Annotated in this window: 17 protein-coding genes, 1 tRNA gene and 1 pseudogene; 7 read left to right on the top strand and 12 right to left on the bottom strand. The window is 68.1% G+C overall.

All coding sequences use genetic code 11. The features are described from left to right. Positions 1-41: 41 nt before the first annotated feature. The 4 genes from ACZ5IQ_RS04525 (at position 42) to ACZ5IQ_RS04540 (ending at position 4,010) form a co-directional block, all read left to right on the top strand. Positions 42-1,010: a 4-(cytidine 5'-diphospho)-2-C-methyl-D-erythritol kinase gene (locus ACZ5IQ_RS04525; RefSeq protein ID WP_226520758.1), complete on the top strand. Its 969-nt coding sequence runs from the start codon at positions 42-44 to the stop codon at positions 1,008-1,010. Between the two features lie 282 nt (positions 1,011-1,292). Continuing rightward, positions 1,293-2,930, top strand: coding sequence for a fatty acyl-AMP ligase (locus tag ACZ5IQ_RS04530; RefSeq protein WP_464480893.1), 1,638 nt, complete (start codon positions 1,293-1,295; stop codon positions 2,928-2,930). Positions 2,931-3,076: 146 nt separating this feature from the next. Continuing rightward, complete coding sequence (locus tag ACZ5IQ_RS04535; protein WP_064859489.1) at positions 3,077-3,499, top strand: hypothetical protein; 423 nt, start codon at positions 3,077-3,079, stop codon at positions 3,497-3,499. 247 nt (positions 3,500-3,746) lie between these two features. Then, the gene (locus tag ACZ5IQ_RS04540; RefSeq protein WP_110767396.1) at positions 3,747-4,010 is read left to right on the top strand and encodes a hypothetical protein; all 264 of its coding nucleotides are present in this window, start codon (positions 3,747-3,749) and stop codon (positions 4,008-4,010) included. Positions 4,011-4,085: 75 nt separating this feature from the next. Here the strand turns inward: ACZ5IQ_RS04540 and pth are convergent, their stop codons facing one another. From pth to ACZ5IQ_RS04580, 8 genes are all read right to left on the bottom strand, one after another. Then, a complete protein-coding gene (gene pth, locus ACZ5IQ_RS04545) occupies positions 4,086-4,661 on the bottom strand; it encodes an aminoacyl-tRNA hydrolase (protein ID WP_064859487.1) in 576 nt (191 codons plus the stop codon). A 6-nt stretch (positions 4,662-4,667) separates the two neighbouring features. Next, positions 4,668-5,336: a 50S ribosomal protein L25/general stress protein Ctc gene (locus ACZ5IQ_RS04550; protein WP_064859486.1), complete on the bottom strand. Its 669-nt coding sequence runs from the start codon at positions 5,334-5,336 to the stop codon at positions 4,668-4,670. A gap of 142 nt (positions 5,337-5,478) precedes the next feature. Then, a complete protein-coding gene (locus ACZ5IQ_RS04555) occupies positions 5,479-6,348 on the bottom strand; it encodes an oxidoreductase (RefSeq protein ID WP_135355193.1) in 870 nt (289 codons plus the stop codon). A gap of 24 nt (positions 6,349-6,372) precedes the next feature. Continuing rightward, positions 6,373-7,029: an LpqN/LpqT family lipoprotein gene (locus ACZ5IQ_RS04560; RefSeq protein ID WP_166428160.1), complete on the bottom strand. Its 657-nt coding sequence runs from the start codon at positions 7,027-7,029 to the stop codon at positions 6,373-6,375. After that, the gene (gene arsC / locus ACZ5IQ_RS04565) at positions 7,029-7,367 is read right to left on the bottom strand and encodes an arsenate reductase (glutaredoxin) (RefSeq protein ID WP_064859483.1); all 339 of its coding nucleotides are present in this window, start codon (positions 7,365-7,367) and stop codon (positions 7,029-7,031) included. The genes ACZ5IQ_RS04560 and arsC overlap by 1 nt, the downstream gene beginning before the upstream one ends. Then, a complete protein-coding gene (locus tag ACZ5IQ_RS04570) occupies positions 7,367-8,347 on the bottom strand; it encodes a ribose-phosphate diphosphokinase (RefSeq protein WP_064859482.1) in 981 nt (326 codons plus the stop codon). Before ACZ5IQ_RS04570 ends, arsC begins: the two co-directional genes overlap by 1 nt. 103 nt (positions 8,348-8,450) lie before the next feature. After that, positions 8,451-9,893: a bifunctional UDP-N-acetylglucosamine diphosphorylase/glucosamine-1-phosphate N-acetyltransferase GlmU gene (glmU, locus tag ACZ5IQ_RS04575; protein WP_464480894.1), complete on the bottom strand. Its 1,443-nt coding sequence runs from the start codon at positions 9,891-9,893 to the stop codon at positions 8,451-8,453. Between the two features lie 38 nt (positions 9,894-9,931). Then, positions 9,932-10,003 (bottom strand) — tRNA-Gln (locus tag ACZ5IQ_RS04580). Between the two features lie 85 nt (positions 10,004-10,088). On the opposite strand from ACZ5IQ_RS04580, the gene ACZ5IQ_RS04585 reads away from it, so the two are divergent. Further along, complete coding sequence (locus ACZ5IQ_RS04585) at positions 10,089-10,682, top strand: TetR/AcrR family transcriptional regulator (protein ID WP_064983424.1); 594 nt, start codon at positions 10,089-10,091, stop codon at positions 10,680-10,682. Here the strand turns inward: ACZ5IQ_RS04585 and ACZ5IQ_RS04590 are convergent, their stop codons facing one another. The 3 genes from ACZ5IQ_RS04590 to ACZ5IQ_RS04600 all read right to left on the bottom strand — a co-directional run bounded on the left by ACZ5IQ_RS04590 (position 10,683) and on the right by ACZ5IQ_RS04600 (position 14,180). Beyond that, on the bottom strand, positions 10,683-11,261 hold the full coding sequence (locus ACZ5IQ_RS04590; RefSeq protein WP_406802049.1) for an LppA family lipoprotein: 579 nt from the start codon (positions 11,259-11,261) through the stop codon (positions 10,683-10,685). It lies immediately after the preceding gene. Beyond that, on the bottom strand, positions 11,261-12,820 hold the full coding sequence (locus ACZ5IQ_RS04595) for an alpha/beta hydrolase (protein WP_406802048.1): 1,560 nt from the start codon (positions 12,818-12,820) through the stop codon (positions 11,261-11,263). Before ACZ5IQ_RS04595 ends, ACZ5IQ_RS04590 begins: the two co-directional genes overlap by 1 nt. A gap of 112 nt (positions 12,821-12,932) precedes the next feature. Continuing rightward, positions 12,933-14,180: a diaminopimelate decarboxylase family protein gene (locus ACZ5IQ_RS04600; protein ID WP_406802047.1), complete on the bottom strand. Its 1,248-nt coding sequence runs from the start codon at positions 14,178-14,180 to the stop codon at positions 12,933-12,935. A 107-nt stretch (positions 14,181-14,287) separates the two neighbouring features. Here ACZ5IQ_RS04600 and mfd point away from each other — a divergent pair, with 107 nt between their 5' ends. Together mfd and ACZ5IQ_RS04610 are read left to right on the top strand one after the other, a co-directional pair. Next, complete coding sequence (gene mfd / locus ACZ5IQ_RS04605; RefSeq protein WP_464480895.1) at positions 14,288-17,938, top strand: transcription-repair coupling factor; 3,651 nt, start codon at positions 14,288-14,290, stop codon at positions 17,936-17,938. After that, a complete protein-coding gene (locus ACZ5IQ_RS04610; RefSeq protein WP_464480896.1) occupies positions 17,935-18,882 on the top strand; it encodes a nucleoside triphosphate pyrophosphohydrolase in 948 nt (315 codons plus the stop codon). The genes mfd and ACZ5IQ_RS04610 overlap by 4 nt, the downstream gene beginning before the upstream one ends. On the opposite strand, the pseudogene ACZ5IQ_RS04615 reads toward ACZ5IQ_RS04610, so the two are convergent. Next, positions 18,870-19,142, bottom strand: a pseudogene (locus tag ACZ5IQ_RS04615) (alpha/beta hydrolase); the annotation flags it as partial. The gene ACZ5IQ_RS04610 and the pseudogene ACZ5IQ_RS04615 sit on opposite strands and share 13 nt — an antisense overlap. Positions 19,143-19,168 lie beyond the last annotated feature (26 nt).

Here is a 19,168-nt window from a genome sequence, read left to right on the forward strand (position 1 = left end):
CTTGGTGTTGTGGCCCTCGCCGCGGGCGTTACTGTCGTGGCGTGTCTACGTCGGATGGAAACACTGCTTCTGAGTGGGTGCCCACCGGCTCGGTGACCGTCCGCGTGCCGGGCAAGGTGAATCTGTACCTCGGTGTCGGGGACTGCCGCGATGACGGCTATCACGAGCTCACCACGGTGTTCCACGCCGTCTCGCTGTTCGACGAGGTGACCGTCCGCAACGCCGACCTGCTGTCGGTGGAGATGTTCGGCGCCGGTGCCGAGGGCCTGCCGACCGACCACCGCAACCTCGCCTGGCGGGCCGCGGAACTGATGGCCGAGCACGTCGGCCGCGCGCCCGACGTCGCGATCTCGATCGAGAAATCCATCCCGGTGGCCGGCGGCATGGCCGGCGGTAGTGCCGACGCGGCCGCCGTGCTGGTCGCGATGAACAATCTCTGGGAGCTGGGCGTGCCCCGGCGGGACCTGCATGCGCTGGCCGCGCGGCTCGGCAGCGACGTGCCGTTCGCGCTGCACGGCGGCACCGCGCTGGGCACCGGCCGCGGCGAGCAGCTGGCCACGGTGTTGGCGCGGAGCACCTTCCACTGGGTGCTGGCATTTGCCGAGGGCGGGCTGTCCACGCCGAAGGTTTTCGCCGAGCTGGACAACCTGCGGGAAGACGCCCGCGCGGGCGGCCCGCCGGCGCTGGACGATCCCGAGCCGTTGCTGACCGCGTTGGCCTCCGGTGATCCGCGCGAGCTGGCGCCATTGCTGGGCAATGACCTCCAGGCCGCGGCGGTCAGTCTGGACACCGGTCTGCGCCGCACCCTGCGGGCCGGGGTCGAAGCCGGGGCGCTGGCGGGCATCGTGTCCGGTTCCGGGCCGACGTGCGCGTTCCTGTGTGCTTCCGCCGAGGACGCCGTCGAGGTCGGTACCCAGCTTTCCGGCGCCGGGGTGTGCCGGACGGTACGTGTCGCCAGCGGCCCGGTGCACGGCGCCAGGGTGGTACCGGCGCCCAGCAAGCAGGCCTGATCCGGGTGTGACCCAGCACTCAATTCGGCCAACAGTTTGTTAGCTACTTAAGAGTCTCTTAAGATGATCGATGGTGTATGCCAGCGGCCAGGCGTGGAACGCAATGGTTTCTCTCACCGGCGGTGTCGGTGAGCGGATGCGCAGCGCCGGAGTCATGGCAGTGCAGCCATCGATTCGAGATATAACCGCGGCCGAATTGTGCGTGCGCGCCTCTACATGTGCGCCTGGCACCGGACGGACTATGGAACGACGGGCAGTGGCGCCTGACCTCAGGAGGTTGTCGTGAGCCGATTTACCGACAAGATGTACTACAACGCTCGTACATCGCAGCGGGGCATGGTCACCGGTGAGCCGCACGAGCCAGTGCGCCACACCTGGGGTGAGGTCCACGAGCGGGCGCGCCGCGTCGCCGGCGGCCTGGCCGCCGCGGGCATCGGCCCCGGCGACAAGATCGGTGTGCTGGCCGGTTTCCCGGTCGAGATCGCCCCGACCGTGCAGGGCATCTGGATGCGCGGCGGCAGCCTCACCATGCTGCACCAGCCGACGCCCCGTACCGACCTGGCCGTCTGGGCCGAGGACACCATGAACGTCATCGGCATGATCGAGGCCAAGGCCGTCGTCGTCTCCGAGCCGTTCCTGGTCGCCATCCCCGTGCTGGAGGAGAAGGGCCTGCAGGTCCTCAAGGTCGGCGACCTGCTCGCCGCCGAGCCCATCGACCCCGTCGAGACCGGCGAGGACGACCTCGCGCTGATGCAGCTGACCTCGGGTTCGACCGGATCGCCCAAGGCCGTGCAGATCACGCACCGCAACATCTACTCCAACGCCGAGGCCATGTTCATCGGCGCCGAGTACGACGTCGACAAGGACGTCATGGTCAGTTGGTTGCCGTGCTTCCACGACATGGGCATGGTCGGCTTCCTCACCATCCCGATGTACTTCGGCGCCGAGCTGGTCAAGGTCACGCCGATGGACTTCCTGCGCGACACCCTGCTGTGGGCCAAGCTCATCGACAAGTACAAGGGCACCATGACGGCGGCCCCGAACTTCGCCTACGCGCTGTTCGCCAAGCGGCTGCGCCGCCAGGCCAAGCCGGGCGAATACGACCTCTCCACCCTGCGGTTCGCGCTGTCCGGCGCCGAGCCCGTCGACCCCGCTGACGTCGAGGACCTCATCGACGCCGGTAAGCCGTTCGGGCTGACGGCCTCGGCCATCCTGCCGGCCTACGGCATGGCCGAGACCTGCCTCGCCGTGTCGTTCTCGCCGTGCAACGCCGGCCTCGTCGTCGACGAGGTCGACGCCGACCTGCTGGCCGCGCTGCGTCGCGCCGTGCCCGCCTCGAAGGGCAACACCCGTCGCCTGGCCTCGCTGGGCCCGCTGCTGCGCGACCTCGAGGCCCGCGTCGTCGACGAGGACGGCAACGTCCTGCCCGAGCGCGGTGTCGGCGTCATCCAGCTGCGTGGTGAATCGGTGACCCCTGGCTACATCACGATGGCCGGCTTCCTGCCGACGCAGGACGAGAACGGTTGGTACGACACCGGTGACCTCGGATACATCACCGAGGAGCAGAACGTCGTGGTGTGTGGCCGCGTGAAGGACGTCATCATCATGGCGGGCCGCAACATCTACCCGACCGACATCGAGCGGGCCGCGGGTCGTGTCGAGGGCGTGCGCCCGGGCTGCGCCGTCGCGGTGCGCCTCGACGCCGGCCATTCGCGCGAGACGTTCGCTGTCGCAGTCGAATCCAACGCCTGGCAGGACCCGGTGGAAGTGCGCCGGATCGAGCATCAGGTGGCGCACGAGGTCGTGACCGAGGTCGACGTGCGGCCGCGCAACGTCGTCGTGCTGGGCCCCGGCACCATCCCCAAGACCCCGTCCGGCAAGCTCCGTCGCGCCAACTCGGTGGAACTCGTCACCGGATAACTTTGTGAAGACGTGAGAACCCCTGATTTCCTTGGAAATCAGGGGTTTTTACGCTTTTCGTGCGGTGGTGATCGCTCGCTACGCTGAGCGAAAGCTGTGAACCCCGGGTAATCTCGCCAAGTACGGACGAGAGGACCGGCGGATTCATGAGGCGTGTGGTGGCTGCCCTGGCGGCGGTGCTCGGCGTGAGCGCCATCGCCGCGGTGCCCGCGTGCGCTGACGGTTCAGCGGGCGTGATCGGGAAGCCGAACAACATTGCCGCCGCGGTCGGTTCCGGCGTTCGCGGCGGCACCGTCGTCGGCTTCACCGCGACCGGGCCTGACGTCCACGCGGCCTCTGTGGCGGTGATTGCGGCCTGTAACCGGGCCGGCGCCGACCAGTGCACCAGCGATGAGGTCACCAACGACCGGTTGTGCATCGTCAACGTGCATGCCCCTGCGAGCGGTGTCGTGTCCGGCGGCGCGGGGTCGACGATCGATGACGCCCGCCGCGACGCTTTCAACCGGGCGGAGGCCAACAACACTCCTCTTGCTGCGGACTCACCCACGCTGGCCTCGTCGTGCCCGTGAACTGAGGCACGCGCGCAGCGGTCGTCACGAATTCCGTTGCCTGGGAAAGTTCCTCGGCCATCCGGTGACCTTGCTCACCGTCAATTCTCAGACCGCCAGGTCACCGCATTTCGGCTGCTCGCAGACATGTGAGTTTGCCATGAGTTCATGGCACGGTCACATGGCTGAAACATATAGTCGAACTAACATGCGGGGACAGAAGGCAGGCTGAGGGACAGAAGGCCTTCCCCGGAAATGAGAAGGTGACATGACTCATCAAGGCAAGCGCACGATGGCAGCTCTGCTGGTGGGCCTGGCCTCGGTCAGCGGCATCATGGCGCCCGTCGCAGGTGCCCGCCCGACCTGTCAGGACTCCGGCAGCACGTCGACATGCGAGACGAACGGCAGCGTGGCGATCAAGGCGACCCCGGGCATCCGTACCCAGGACACCACCCAGAGCTCGCGCGTGGGCGCGCAGGGCCGCCGTAACTGCTACACCGATGCCGTTGACCGGCAACACATCTGCGGATAATCTTCCTGCGAGAATCGCGAAAGCCCCCAAATTCGGTGGAATTTGGGGGCTTTCGTGGTTTCACGCCGCGGACGGCTACCAGGCGTGGACGGTGTTCTGTGCCGCCTCGACGCCGTGCTGCAGCAGCAATTCCGTTGCGTCGGCGGCTTGTTCGAGGATGGTGCCCAACTCGGGCCGTTCCCTCGAATTGAAGTTCTCCAGCACGAACGCGGCCGGGTCCTGCCGTCCCGGCGGGCGGCCGACGCCGATGCGGACCCGCTGAAAGTCCTTGGTGCCCAAGGCGGAAGCGATCGAGCGCAGGCCGTTGTGGCCGCCCTCGCCGCCGCCGAACTTGAGCCGGATACGGCCGAAGTCGATGTCCAGCTCGTCGTGGAGCACCACGACGTCAGCCGGTGCGACCGAATAGAACTTCGCCAAAGGCCCCACGTGCCTACCGGATTCGTTCATGTAGGTGCGCGGCTTGGCGAGCACCACGGACCGGCCTCCCAGCCGGCCCGTGGTGACCTCAGCTCCGGATTTCTTGTGCACCTTGAATCCTGAGCCGATGCGCTCGGCCAGGATGTCGGCAACCAGAAATCCAACGTTGTGCCGCGTTGTTTCGTAGCGCGGCCCAGGATTGCCCAGGCCGACCACCAGCAGTGGCTCGGCCAAAGCGGACTACTCCGACTCGGCAGCGGCCTCTTCGGCCGCCTCGCCCTCGGCTGCGGCCTCTTCGCCCGAAGCGGCCTCTTCCTCGCCGGCGCCCTCGGCGTCCAGGTCCTCAGCGGTCGGCGCGGTGACGACGTTGACGACCAGCGTCTCGGCGTCGGTCACCAGGGTGACGCCCTTGGGCAGCTCGACCTGGCCGGCCAGGATCTGGGTGCCGGCCTCGACGCCCTCGACCGAAACGGTCAGCGACTCGGGGATCGACAGCGCCTCGGCCTCGATCTGGATGGTGTTGGCGTCCTGGGTGACCAGGGTGCCGGGGGCGGCGTCGCCCTCGACGAGGACGTTCACATCGACGGTGACCTTCTCGCCACGCTTCACGACGATCAGGTCGGCGTGCTCGATGTTGCGCTTGATCGGGTGGACGACGACCTGCTTGGTCAGCGCGAGCTGCTCCTTGCCGGCGATGTCCAGGGTGAGCACCGCGTTGGTGCCCGAGTTACGCAGGACGGCGGCGAACTCGCGGGCGTTGATCTCGAGGTGCTGGGGGTCGGTGCCGTGGCCGTACAGTACGACGGGCACGCGGCCTTCGCGACGGGCCAGACGCGAGGCGCCCTTGCCGGTCCGGGTGCGGACCGCAGCGGTCAGATTGTTCGAGGTGGGGGCCGCGTTCTTGGCCATGTGAATTGCTCCTGATGCCGTATCTACTGGGTGGCACGGCCAGGGCTGAAGCACGTCAGTGCTGTAGTTCCCGTCGATAACGGTGGCCTGAAAACAGACCGACCCTCGCCGTGATCGTCAGCAAGACTAGCGGAAACGCCCCTTACAGCGGAAATTCAGTGGTAGTGAGCTGGGCAGACAGGTCCCACAGTGCGGTCGCGGTGCGCGCCGAGCGGGCTGCCGGCTTGATCAGCTGGGTGGGGCCGGTCGGCCCGCGGAAGCCGAATTTCGGGCCGACGAACGTGTTGCCCGGCAGGTCCTGCGACGCCGCGAACAGCGTCTGGCGGGCGCCGAAGGCGGCGGGGGTGGCGATCTTGTTGGCGGCGAGCCAGAACTTGTCGCCGAACTCGTTGCCGGTGTGGCCCTGCAGGTTGGTGGCCGAGTAGCCCGGGTGCGCGGTCAGCGCCCGCACGGGAGAGCCGGCCACCGACAGCCGGCGCTGCAGGTCCTTGGTGAACAGCAGGTTCGCCAGCTTCGACTGGCCGTACGCCAGCCAGGCCGAGTACGGCCGCGACTTCCAGTTCAGGTCCTTGAGGCTGATGTAGCCCAGCAGGTGCAGCTCGGACGAGACCGTGACGACGCGGTCGGTGATCTTGGGCAGCAGCAGATTGGTCAGGGCGAAATGGCCGAGGTGGTTGGTGCCGATCTGGCTCTCGAAACCGTCCTCGGTCACCGCGAAGGGCACCGCCATGATGCCTGCGTTGTTGATCAGGACGTCGACCTTGTCGACACCGGCGGCGAACTTCCGCACCGAGGCCAGGCTCTGCAGATCCAGGGGCCGAACCTCGACGTCGCCCGTCATGCCCGCGGCCGCGGCGTCGCCCTTGGCGGTGTTGCGGCAGGCGAGGATGACCTTGGCGCCCACACGGGCCAGTTCACGGGCGGTGATCTCGCCGAGGCCACTGTTGGCGCCGGTGACGATGACGGTGCGGCCGGCGAAGGAAGGAAGGTCGGCGGCGGTCCATTCGCTCATGACGGCGAGCTTAGTGCGGAGCCGCTACTTGGGTCCGACCGAGAAGCCCTTGATGATCGCCTCGATGTCGCCCGCCTGCTCCTTGGCCTGCTCGGCGTACGTCGTGACGGTCAGCTGGATCAGGTAGTGGATCCCCGGTCGCGGCGGCGACGGCTGCGCGATGACGATGCGGTTGTACGACTGCATCCGGCGGTTGTGCAGGTCGTAGCTGCCCTCGATCATCGCCGACGGATAACCCTGGAAGTCCTCGGTCGAGCTGTAGAGCTTCTTGAAGTTCTCGGACAGCAGCGCGTCGGCGTCGGAGTGTTTGAGGGCGTCCTTGACGTCGAAGTCACCGGACAGCTGGAACACCATCAGCATCGCCAGGGGATAGGTGTCGTTCTTGGCGATCGTCACGGTGCCGGGCGAGTAGTTGAGGTTCTTGTAGCCCGTCCAGCCCTGCGGCCGTGGCAGTGTCACCTTGAGATCGGTGAGCTGATCGGGGACGACCTGCTTGCTCTGCACGCCGAGCTTGTTCAGGTAATCGGGGAACGGGATCAGGCTGGCCTTGTCCACCGGCGTCGTGCTGGTGGTCGGCGTCGTCGACCAGATCGACTTGTAGTCAGGCGTTTTCGCGTCGCATGCGGCGAGGGTCAGGGCGGTCGCAACGGACAGCAACGCACCGACGATCCGCTGCGGGATCACAGAATCTCGCGGACCGCGTCGATCGGGCGGGCCAGCCGAGTGCCCTTGTCGGTGACGACGAACGGTCGCTCGATCAGGATCGGGTGTTCGGCCATGGCGTCGAGCAGCTGCTCGTCGGTGGCCTCGGCCAGATTGAGTTCGGTGTAGAGGGCCTCGCGCTTACGCACCGCGGTCCGGACGTCGATACCCGCAGCCTTGATCATCGCCGCGAGCTCGGCCCGGGTCGGCGGCGTCTTCAGGTACTGCACGACCTCGGGCTCGATGCCGTTCTCCCGCAACAGATCCAGCGTCTTGCGGGAGGTCGAGCATTTCGGGTTGTGGTAAATCCGCGACATTACGCAGAACCGTCGAAAAGGCCGGTGACCGAGCCGTTTTCGAACACCGCGCGGATGGTCGCGGCCACCAGCGGCGCGATCGACAGCACGGTCAGTGCCGGGAACTGCTTGTCCGGCGTGATGGGCAGCGTGTTGGTGACGATGACCTCGCGGGCGCCGCAGTCGGCGAGGCGCTGGGCCGCGGGGTCGGACAGCACGCCGTGGGTGGCGGCGATGATGACGTCCTTGGCACCGTCTTCGCGTAGCAGTTTGACGGCGCCGGCGATGGTGCCACCGGTGTCGATCATGTCGTCGGTCAGGATGCAGGTCTTGCCCTTGACCTCACCGACGACGCGGTTGGCCTTGACCTGGTTGGGGACCAGCGGGTCGCGGGTCTTGTGGATGAAGGCCAGCGGCACGCCGCCCAGGGAGTCGGCCCACTTCTCGGCGACGCGCACGCGACCGGAGTCGGGGGAGACGACGACGAGGTCGGAGTCGCCGTACTTGTCACCGATGTAGCCGCAAAGCAGCGACTGCCCGCGCATGTGGTCGACCGGACCGTCGAAGAAGCCCTGAATCTGGTCGGTGTGCAGGTCGACCGAGACGATGCGGTCCGCGCCGGCGGTCTTGAGCAGGTCGGCGACCAGGCGGGCCGAGATGGGCTCGCGGCCGCGGTGCTTCTTGTCCTGGCGCGCGTACGGGTAGAACGGCAGGATCGCGGTGATCCGCTTGGCCGACCCGCGCTTGAGCGCGTCGATCATGATGAGCTGTTCCATCAACCAGTGGTTCAGCGGCGCGGGGTGGCTCTGCAGCACGAAGGCGTCACTGCCGCGCACCGACTCGTCGAAACGGACGAAGATCTCGCCGTTCGCGAAGTCCCGGGATGTCTGCGGGGTGACCTCGACGCCGAGCTCTTTGGCCACCTGTTCGGCCAGTTCGGGGTGCGCGCGCCCCGAGAAGAGCATCAGATTTTTGCGGTTGTCGGTCCAGTCCGTGGCCACTGTGTGCTGCTTTCGCGGTGGGGGCTCGATACGTCGTAATCGTACTTACCGGTAACCCTGTCCCGTTGCCGGGTTACCGGTATACCAACATCAGATGTCGGGATCAGGCCTCGCCGCGTGCTTTCCTCGCGGCTTCGGCGGCCTTCGACTCGGGTCGCTTCCGTTCGACCCAGCCCTCGATATTGCGCTGTTCGCCCTTCGAAACGGCCAGCGCACCAGGGGGTACGTCCTCGCGGACCACGGTGCCGGCGCCGGTGTAGGCGCCGTCGCCGACGGTCACCGGTGCGACGAACATCGTGTCCGAGCCGGTGCGCACGTGGGAACCGATGGTGGTGCGGTTCTTGTTCTCACCGTCGTAGTTGACGAAGACGCTGGACGCGCCGATGTTGCTGTACTCGCCGATGTCGGCATCCCCGACGTAGGTCAGGTGCGGCACCTTGGTGCCGGTGCCGATCTTCGAGTTCTTGACCTCGACGAACGCGCCCAGCTTGCCGTCGGCGCCCAGCTCGGTGCCGGGCCGCAGGTAGGTGAACGGCCCGACGGTGGCGCCGGCGCCGATGACGGCCAGCTGCCCGTGGGTGCGGATCACCTCGGCGCCGTCACCGACCTCCATGTCGGTCAGTGTGGTGTCGGGGCCGATGACGCAGTTCGCGCCGACGTCGGTGGCGCCCAGCAGCTGGGTGCACTGCTTGACGACGGTGTCGCGGCCGATGCTCACGTCGACGTCGATCCAGGTGGTGGCCGGGTCGATGATCGTGACGCCGGCGCGCTGATGCCCGGCGATGATGCGGCGGTTCAGCTCGGCGGCCACCTCGGACAGTTGCACGCGGTCGTTGACACCGGAGACCTGTGCGCTGTCGTCGACGTGGTGGGCCCGGACGATCTGGCCGTCGCCACGCACGATCGCGATGGCGTCGGTGAGGTAGAGCTCCTGCTGGGCGTTGTCCGAGCGCAGCCGGCTCAGCGCCGACCGCAGGGCTGCCGCGTCGAACGCGTACACCCCGGAGTTCACCTCGCGGATGGCGCGCTGGGATTCGGTGGCGTCGGCTTGCTCGACGATGCCGATCACCTCGTGGTCCTGCGTGCGCAGGATGCGGCCGTAGCCCGTCGGGTTGGTGACGGTCGTGGTCAGCACCGTGGCGGCCGCGGTGGCGGCGGCGTGGGTGTCGACGAGGTCGGCAAGGGTGTCGGCGCCGAGCAGCGGCACATCACCCGCGGTGACGACGACGGTGCCGGCGAAGTCGTCGGGCAGTGCGGACAGCCCGCAGCTGACGGCGTGCCCGGTGCCGAGCTGTTGGTCCTGGATGGCGACGGTGACGCTGCGCCCGAGGCCGCCCGCGATCTCGTGCACATGGGCGGTGACGCGCTCGCGCTCCTTACCGACCACCACGACCAGGTGTGCCGGGTTGACCTTGGCCACGGCATGCAGCGCGTGCGCCAGCATGCTGCGGCCGGCCAGCGTATGCAGGACCTTCGGGATGTCGGAGCGCATCCGGGTGCCCGACCCAGCTGCCAGGACGATGACAGCGGCTTCGCCTCGAGTCACGTACGCCTCTCTCTACGCCGCATCGCGCTTTGAACTTGCTCCGTCGCCAGGACTCGAACCTGAACTATCTGAACCAAAATCAGAGGTGCTGCCGATTACACCACGACGGATTACTCGCCAGAGACTCTAATGCAAGCGGATAGGCTGGCGACCATGGCAGCGGCGGAGAACGGAGCGCGCAGCCCTCGTGCGCGCATGACCGGCAGTGAACGCCGTCAGCAGCTCATCGAGATCGCCAAGTCGCTTTTCGCCGAACGCGGCTACGACGGCACGTCCATCGAGGAGATCGCGCAGCGCGCCAACGTCTCCAAGCCTGTCGTCTACGAGCATTTCGGTGGTAAGGAAGGCCTCTACGCCGTCGTCGTCGACCGTGAGATGTCCGCGCTGCTCGACGGCATCACGTCGTCACTGACCAACAACCGGTCGCGGGTGCGCGTCGAGCGGGTGGCGCTGGCGCTGTTGACCTACGTCGAGGAGCACACCGACGGCTTCCGGATCCTGATCCGCGACTCGCCCGCCACCATCACGGCCGGCACCTACGCGACGCTGCTCAATGACGCCGTCAACCAGGTGTCGTCGATCCTGGCCGGTGACTTCTCCCGGCGGGGGCTCGATCCGGAACTGGCGCCGCTGTACGCGCAGGCGCTGGTCGGTTCGGTGTCGATGACGGCCCAGTGGTGGCTGGATGTGCGGCAGCCCAAGAAGGAAGTGGTCGCCGCGCACGTGGTCAACCTGTGCTGGAACGGGCTGACGCACCTCGAGTCCGACCCGGAGCTGCACGAGAACTGACTACTTCGGGGCGGCTTCGCGGGCCTTGCGCTTGTCCTCGGCGGTGAGGTAGCAGCCGGTGCCGACGTACATCGACGAGGCCTTGGCCGACCCGAACGTGAAGCGGCCGCCGTCGGCGTCGGTGATGACCAGTCCTTTGTGCTCGTCGTCCGTGACGTCTCCCGGGCCGCCGGTCACATTGGTGTAGCCGTATCTGGCCGCGATGTCGATGATGGCCTGCGTGGCCCGGTTCCAGAGCGCGGCGGGCACAGGCACTTTCGATGTGTAGTGCGGACTGAAGTAGATGTTGCCCTTGGTCGATCCGAAGTCGCCGCAGCCTGTGGAGCCGGGTTTGTCGTCGGGCAGCCACTGGCCCCCCGGCACGATGGCGGCGAGAGCGTCGGCGATCTCGGTCATCATGCGGTCGCGGTCGGCGATGACGTCTTCCGCGTCGCGGCGGGCCAGTAGCGTGCCGAGCTCCTGAGGAGTGCCGTAGCCGTAATCGCCCTCGACGGGGCCACCCTGATAGCCGGACTCAAACATCGGACCGCACCCACTCAATGCGAACGCCAGCAGCACGGTGATCACCGAACGCCACATCAATCCTCCCGCTTCACGTAGTGGTCATCTTGTCCTAGACCTGCCACCACGACGGCCTGGTTGTAGAGCGCCGTGGTGCCGATGAACGAGTACTTGCTGTGGCCCGTCGATTCGGCGCGTTGCCCCAACGGCGTGGTCTCGGCGTTGGTTGACAGGTCGATGAGGCCGGGCAGGTTCGACGGGATCGTCACGCCGAAGCGGCCGAGGTCGGCCACGACGTCGTTCTTGGCATGTTCGACGAACACGTGGCCCTGCGACAGATGCAGGTCCGACGGGGTGGTGTGGTGCAGGAACTGCAGCGGGTTGGTCTCCAGGCCCGGTGAGCCCATGAACACGGCGTCGTCGGCGGCCGTCCCGCGCTGCAGGGCCTCGCTGGCCAGCGTCGAACCGTACGAATGGCCGAGCACCGTCAGATGCGGGTCGGTGTCGCGCGAGCTGTCCAGGCCGTTGATGAACGACGCCAGCTTCGGCGCGTTGTCGTCGGCGTAGTGCGCGCTGGCAGCCTGCCCGACGTCCTCCGGCGGTTCGTAGCCCAGCCAGGCGACGGTGGCCACGGTCTCGTCGCCCTTGCCGGCATCTCTGAGGACGTTCTCGGTGTCGCGCTTGAGCCACTCGGACTGCTCGATGTAGGTCGGCAGGTCGTTGCCCGCGTTCTTCTTGTCGTACGTCACCGACCCGGTGCCCGGCACGTACACGCTGACGTGCTTGGCGGTATCGACATTGCCCAGCGCGACAGCCACTTTCGGGTGCTCGCCGTCGAAGTCCACCACCAGTAGCTGGCGGTCCGGCTTGGAGAGGGCGTCGTCGATCGCGGCGAGGGTGCCCTTCTCCTCTTCGGTCAGGTTGGGGTCATTGCGCAGTTTCGCCAACCGGTTGCGATTGGCCAGATCCCGCGCAGAGCCGGGCACACCGTCGAGATTGCCGATCCAGTCGGGCCGCTCGGCGATGATGCGGTCCCGCTCTTCCTTGCTCAGCCCGTCCCACCACTGGTTGACCTCGGTGTCTGTGGCGCCGTCGGGCGGTTTGAGACTGTCGAGCTCGCGGTCCAGGGGCGCGGCCGGCGGCTCACCGACGATGTTGTTCCTGCCGGTACCAGCCGAATCGATGGCGGCGGCCGTGGCTTCGTCGACGGCGCTGAACTGCTGCAGCAGGCTCTTGAGAATCGAGGTGTACGCCGCGGCGAGTTCGGGGGTGAACGTCTGGCCCGCGCCGGTCGAGGTGGCGGTGCCGTCGTCGCTGACCGTGCCACCGAGCGCGAAGACCTGCTGCACCATCCCGGTGATCGTGCCGCGCAGTGTAGTCAGGCTGGTGCCGGCCGACTCCAGCGTCGACTGCATGGACGTGAGCCGGGACTTCAGCGCCTCGTGTTGCTGAACCAGGGCGTCGCCCTTGGCCTTCGCGGCGTCGGCGGCGGTACCTTCCCAGGCCTCGCCGAGCTGGTGCAGTGCACGCCGCTCGTCGAATATCAGCTCGTCGAGTTGCTTGACGTCACCGCGCAGTTGCGCGGCACCGTCTGCCAGACGTGCGGGGTCCGAAGCCTGCACCGCGGAAATGGTCACCGACACTCGGCAGTCGCCCCCGACCGTGATGCCATGCCGTCCCCCCGGACTGTGAATTCCCTGTCAACAGGCTAGCGTCTCGCAACCGCTGTCGTAGACGGGAATTCCACCGTCAGCCGCAGTCGCGCAGCAGCAGGTCCGCGGTGGTCTCGCGGCGGATCAGTGCCCGGACCCGGCGGTCGCACACGGCAATGACGGGCGGCCGCGTCGTCATGGTGAAGTTCGACGCCATGCTGTGGTGGTAGGCGCCGGTGCACGCGGTGGCGAGCAGATCGCCGGGGTGGACGTCGTCGGGCAGGTCGAGATCGTCGGCGATGACGGAGCCGTCGCGGCCGACGACGGTGGACGGCCGCGTGGGCCCGAGCGGGTGCCGATTGGCAAGGGCGACAGTGTAATTCGCAACCGGTGCGGAATGTGGGTGGCTGCCGTCGACGGTGACGACGGCGCGGCCGTCGGTGCGGGCCGACACCGATTGCACGCGGTGCAGCGTCACGCCGGCGCGGCCGCTGATCGCCCGGCCGGGTTCGACGACGAGCCGGGGACGGGGGAACCGGTTGGCGGCGCACGCGGCGTCGACGGCGTCTTCCAGGAAATCGGCCAGGGCCGGCACGTCGAGTTCGGGTTCCCCGGTGCGGTAGGCGATGGCGTGGCCGCCGCCGATGTTCAGCTCGGTGAGCACCACGCCGTGGGCGGCGCGCACATCGGTCATGGTGTCGACGAGGCCGCGGACGGCTTCGACGTAGACCTCCGGTTCGGCGATCTGCGTGCCGAGATTGCAGTACAGCCCGGCCAGCGGCAGTTGCGGCGTGGCCAGTGCGCGACGGACGGTCGGCAGCACGTCGATACCGGGCCGGACCTGCAGCAGCACGGCCTGCCGCCGGCGCGCGACGCCGGCCAGGTAGGCCATCTCGATGGGGCAGTCCAGCACGATGCGGCCGACGCCGGCGCCCGCGGCGGTGGCCAGTTCGTCGACCGACTTGCCGCTGCCGTGGACGACGATGCGCGCCGGGTCCATGCCGCCGGCGAGCGCCGTGGCCAGCTCGGCCGTTGAACACACCGCCATGCCGAGGCCGGCTTCGTGCACCCAACCGGCAACGGTCCTGGTCAGCAGGGACTGGGCGGCGTAGACGACCTCGACACCGCGCAACGTGGCACGGTAGTGCTGCGCCCGCTTGCGGAAGTCGGCCTCATCCAGAACGTATGCGGGCGTGCCGAACTCGTCGGCCACGTCGGTGAGCGCGACCGACCCGACGCAGAGTCGGCCCCGGGCGTCGACCTGGGTGGTCAGCGGCCAGATGGCGGTGTCGATGCGCGGACGCATGGCGCCCCGCAGGGACGGCAGGATGTCGAGCAGTGTCATGGATCCACCCTGCGCCCCGAATCGGCCGCTGAGCGCCGCGTTGACGATCCCTTGACGGGACGGTGCCCAATATTGACGAAGTCCTGCGAACTACAATCAGAGGCATCATGACCTCCCCGGGGCAGCAATCGATCCAAACCCCGTTGGCGGGGCTCGTCCAACTCGCACTCACCGATCCTGGCCTGCAGGAATTGACGCGGCAGGCCGCTGAGGGTGTCGCCGAGCAGGCTCTGGTGGGCCCGGTCAGCGCACGGCTCCCGGTCGCGGCCGCGCTGGCCGCCGCGGGCCCGGTGCTGGTCGTCACGGCCACCGGTCGCGAGGCCGACGATCTCACCGCCGAACTGCGGGCTGTCCACGGCGACGCCGTGGCGTTGTTCCCGTCGTGGGAGACGCTGCCGCACGAGCGGCTCTCGCCCGGCGTCGACACCGTGGGTGCCCGGCTGACGGTGCTGCGCCGGTTGGCGCTGCCTGATGACGCCCGCCTCGGTCCGCCGCTGCGCGTGGTGGTCACCACGGCCCGGTCGCTGCTGCAGCCGCTGGCCGGCGGGGTGACCGACGCCGAACCCGTGACGCTGACCGTCGGCGGCGAGGCCGACTTCGACGACACCGTCGCGCGGCTGGTCGAGCTGGCCTACACGCGCGTCGACATGGTGGGCAAGCGCGGCGAATTCGCGGTCCGCGGAGGCATTCTCGACGTTTTCACCCCGACTGCCGAGCACCCCGTGCGCGTCGAGTTCTGGGGCGACGAGGTCACCGAGATGCGGATGTTCTCGGTGGCCGACCAGCGGTCCATCCCCGAGATCGCCGTCGACACCGTGATCGCGATGCCGTGCCGTGAACTGCTGCTGACCGCGGACGTCCGCGAACGCGCCGCCGAGATCGGCGCGGGCCTGCCCAGTAGCGACAACCAGGTGACCGGCAGCGTCGCCGACATGATGGCCAAGCTCGCCGAGGGCATTCCGGTCGACGGCATGGAGGCGCTGCTGCCGGTGTTGCGCCCCGGCGAACTGGCGCTGCTCACCGACCGGCTCCCGGCCGGTGCGCCGCTGCTGATCTGCGATCCGGAGAAGGTGCGGACCCGCGCGGCCGACCTGATCAAGACCGGCCGCGAGTTCCTGGAGGCGTCGTGGTCGGTGGCCGCCGTGGGCGGCGACGCGCCGATCGACATCGAGCAGCTCGGCGGTTCGGGCTTCCGGGACTTCGTTGAGGTCCGTGAATCCGCGGCCGCCGGCGGCCACCCGTGGTGGACGCTGAGCCAGCTGGCCAACGAGTCGGCGCGGGAGCTCGACATCCGGCCGGCGCCGTCGGCGCGCAGCCAGCAGAGCCTCGAAGAGATTTTCGCGATGCTGCGGGCGCACATCGCCACCGGCGGGCTCGCCGCGGTGGTCACACCGGGCACCGGTACCGCACACCGCGTGGTCGAGCAACTCGGCGAATCCGACGTCGCCGCAACGATGTTGGAGCCCGGCGAGGTGCCGAAGCCTGGTGTCGTCGGTGTGCTCAAGGGCCCGCTGCACGACGGTCTGGTGCTGGCCGGCGTCAACCTCGTGATCATCACGGAGACTGACCTGACGGGTAACCGGGCCACGGTCACCGAGGGGAAAAGGCTTGCCGCCAAACGGCGCAACGTCGTCGACCCGCTGGCGTTGACGGCCGGCGACCTGGTGGTGCACGATCAGCACGGCATCGGCAAGTTCGTCGAGATGACCGAGCGTGTGGTCGGGGGCGCCCGGCGTGAGTACCTGGTGCTGGAGTACGCGTCGGCCAAACGCGGTGGCGGTTCCGACCGGTTGTACGTGCCGATGGATTCGCTGGATCAGCTGTCGCGCTATGTCGGCGGCACCGAGCCCACGCTGAGCCGGCTCGGCGGCAGCGACTGGACCAACACGAAGACCAAGGCGCGCAAGGCGGTTCGTGAGATTGCCGGCGAATTGGTGTCGCTGTATGCCAAGCGGCAGTCCGCGCCGGGCCACGCATTTGCGCCGGACACCCCGTGGCAGGCCGAGATGGAGGACGCGTTCGGCTTCACTGAGACCATGGACCAGTTGACCGCGATCACCGAGGTCAAGGCCGACATGGAGAAGCCGGTCCCGATGGACCGGGTCATCTGCGGTGACGTCGGCTACGGCAAGACCGAGATCGCGGTCCGCGCGGCGTTCAAGGCCGTGCAGGACGGCAAGCAGGTCGCGGTGCTGGTGCCGACGACGCTGCTGGCCGACCAGCATCTGCAGACCTTCACCGCGCGCATGGCGGGCTTCCCGGTGACGGTCAAGGGCCTGTCCCGGTTCACCGATCCGGCCGAATCCCGTTTGGTGGTCGAGGGTTTGAAGGACGGCTCGGTCGACGTGGTGATCGGCACGCACCGGCTGCTGGCGACTGGCGTGACGTGGAAAGATCTGGGTCTGGTGATCGTCGACGAGGAACAGCGGTTCGGCGTCGAGCACAAGGAGCACATCAAGTCGATGCGCACGCACGTCGACGTGCTGACGATGAGCGCCACCCCGATCCCGCGCACGCTGGAGATGAGCCTCGCGGGCATCCGGGAGATGTCGACGATTCTGACGCCGCCCGAGGAACGCTTCCCGGTGCTGACTTACGTTGGGCCGCATGACGACAAGCAGGTCGCCGCGGCGCTGCGACGCGAGCTGCTGCGGGACGGGCAGGCGTTCTATATCCACAACCGGGTGAAGTCGATCGACAACGCGGCCGCGCGGGTGCGTCAGCTGGTGCCGGAGGCGCGCGTCGTGGTCGCGCACGGGCAGATGCCCGAGGAGATGCTGGAGAAGACCGTCGAGGGCTTCTGGAACCGCGAATACGACATCCTGGTGTGCACCACGATTGTCGAGACGGGCCTTGACATTTCGAACGCCAACACCCTGATCGTGGAGCGGGCCGACACGTTCGGCCTGTCGCAGCTGCACCAGCTGCGGGGCCGCGTCGGCCGCAGCCGCGAGCGTGGTTACGCATATTTCCTGTACCCGCCCGAGGTGCCGCTCACCGAGACCGCGCACGACCGGCTGGCGACCATCGCCCAGAACAACGATCTGGGCGCCGGTATGGCGGTGGCGATGAAGGACCTCGAGATCCGCGGCGCGGGCAACGTGCTCGGTGTCGAACAGTCCGGGCACGTCGCGGGCGTCGGCTTCGACCTGTACGTCCGGCTGGTCGGTGAGGCCGTCGAGGCCTACCGGGCCGCCGTGGACGGCAAAACCATTGCAGCCGTGGAGGAACCGAAGGAGGTGCGGGTCGACCTGCCGATCGACGCCCACCTGCCGCCGGACTACATCGGCAGCGACCGGCTGCGGCTCGAGGCCTACCGCCGGATGGCTGCGGCGTCCGACCACGCGGCGGTGGCGTCGGTGGTCGAGGAGTTGGTGGACCGCTACGGACCGCTGCCCGAACCCGCGCAGCGCCTCGTCGCGGTGGCGCGCCTGCGGCTGCTGTGCCGCGAGTACGGCGTCACCGAGGTGAGCGCGATCTCGGACTCGACCATCCGGCTGACGCCGCTGACGCTCATGGACTCGGGGCAGCTGCGGCTCAAGCGGATGTATCCCGGCGCGACGTACCGGGCCACCACGTCGACGGTGCAGATCCCGATTCCGCGGGCCGGTGCCGGGGTCGGGGCACCGCGTATCCGGGACCTGGAGCTGGCGCGTGCGGTGGCGGGTTTGCTGCTGGTGCTCGACGGGAAAGCGGCAGGTGAAGTTGATATCACCGACCTGGGAGGTAGCGCGGTGGCAGAGGCGGATCGCACATGACGGTCGTCCTGGTCGATCCGCGCCGCCCCTCGCTGATGCCGATCGACGCGCTCGTGCTGCTCACCGGCGACGTGCAGTACACCGAGGAACTGCCGGTCAAGGTGCCGTGGTCGTTGCCGTCGGGCCGGCCGGCCTACGGCGACGCCGACAATCCGGCACCGGTGCTGTTGTCGTCCGATCCGGAGCATCCGCAGGTGCGGGCGCGGCTCGCGGCCGGTGAGAAGCTGATCGCGGCGGACAGTTCGCAGCCGGGCGAGCGGCTCATCGACGCCGTCACGATGATGGACAAGCTGCGCACCAACGGCCCGTGGGAGAGCGAGCAGACGCACGACTCGCTGCGCCGATATCTGCTGGAGGAGACCTACGAACTGTTCGACGCCGTGCGGGGCGGCAACGCCGACGACGTCCGCGAGGAACTCGGGGATGTGTTGCTGCAGGTGCTGTTTCACGCCCGCATTGCCGAAGACGCGCCCCTGCACCCGTTCGGCATCGACGACGTGGCCGACACCCTGATCCGCAAGCTCGGCAACCGCGTACCGGCAGTGCTTGCCGGACAAGAGATCTCGCTGGAAGACCAGATTGCGCAGTGGGAGGAGCGCAAAGCGCTCGAGAAGGCTGCGCGGACGTCGTGCATGGACGAGGTGCCGACGGCACTGCCGGCGCTGGCCCTGGCGCAGAAGCTGATCGAACGGGCCGGCACGGCCGGTTTGCCGTCCGATCTGCTTCCGGCCGGACTCACCTCGGTGACCCTGGCACCTGACTTCGACGCCGAGAGTGCTTTGCGCACAGTGGCTCTGGAGTTCATCGACACGGTGCGGGAGGCCGAGCGCCGCATCGTCGCCGCCCGCCGCGGCGACGAAGTGGCGGTGGAGTTGGATGCGGCACCGCTGGGTGCAGTGTCAGAGGATGAGTGGCGGGAGCACTGGCCGGTTCAGGCCGACTGAGTCGCGGCCTCGTCGATGAGGTCGGCCACGGCCGCCGCCTGTGAAGCCAGCGACGCGTGGCTGGCGTCCAGTTCGATGATCTTGCGCGGGTTCATGCGCTCCGCCATACGGCGTTCGTTGTCGGGGTGGATCATGCGGTCCTGTGTGGACACCTGGTACCACGACGGCTTGACCCGCCAGGCCGGCGCCGTCACCGTGTCACCGAAAGTCGATGCCAGCGGCGCCTTTTGGGTCACCGCCATCAGCCCGGCGGTTCGGGGCCCCGCCGCTGCGCTGGCGGAACACC

The organism is Mycobacterium toneyamaense (assembly GCF_055384815.1).

Excerpts from the sequence above, each read along its gene's own strand:
- ACZ5IQ_RS04600 (WP_406802047.1), bottom strand. The coding sequence starts at position 14,180 with ATGACACTGCTCGACATCCTGCCGTCCCTGCGGGGCGCCATGCGTCCG.
- ACZ5IQ_RS04540 (WP_110767396.1), top strand. The coding sequence starts at position 3,747 with ATGACTCATCAAGGCAAGCGCACGATGGCAGCTCTGCTGGTGGGCCTG.
- ACZ5IQ_RS04550 (WP_064859486.1), bottom strand. The coding sequence starts at position 5,336 with ATGGCCAAGAACGCGGCCCCCACCTCGAACAATCTGACCGCTGCGGTC.
- arsC (WP_064859483.1), bottom strand. The coding sequence starts at position 7,367 with ATGTCGCGGATTTACCACAACCCGAAATGCTCGACCTCCCGCAAGACG.
- ACZ5IQ_RS04585 (WP_064983424.1), top strand. The coding sequence starts at position 10,089 with ATGACCGGCAGTGAACGCCGTCAGCAGCTCATCGAGATCGCCAAGTCG.
- ACZ5IQ_RS04535 (WP_064859489.1), top strand. The coding sequence starts at position 3,077 with ATGAGGCGTGTGGTGGCTGCCCTGGCGGCGGTGCTCGGCGTGAGCGCC.
- ACZ5IQ_RS04555 (WP_135355193.1), bottom strand. The coding sequence starts at position 6,348 with ATGAGCGAATGGACCGCCGCCGACCTTCCTTCCTTCGCCGGCCGCACC.
- ACZ5IQ_RS04590 (WP_406802049.1), bottom strand. The coding sequence starts at position 11,261 with ATGTGGCGTTCGGTGATCACCGTGCTGCTGGCGTTCGCATTGAGTGGG.
- mfd (WP_464480895.1), top strand. The coding sequence starts at position 14,288 with ATGACCTCCCCGGGGCAGCAATCGATCCAAACCCCGTTGGCGGGGCTC.
- ACZ5IQ_RS04610 (WP_464480896.1), top strand. The coding sequence starts at position 17,935 with ATGACGGTCGTCCTGGTCGATCCGCGCCGCCCCTCGCTGATGCCGATC.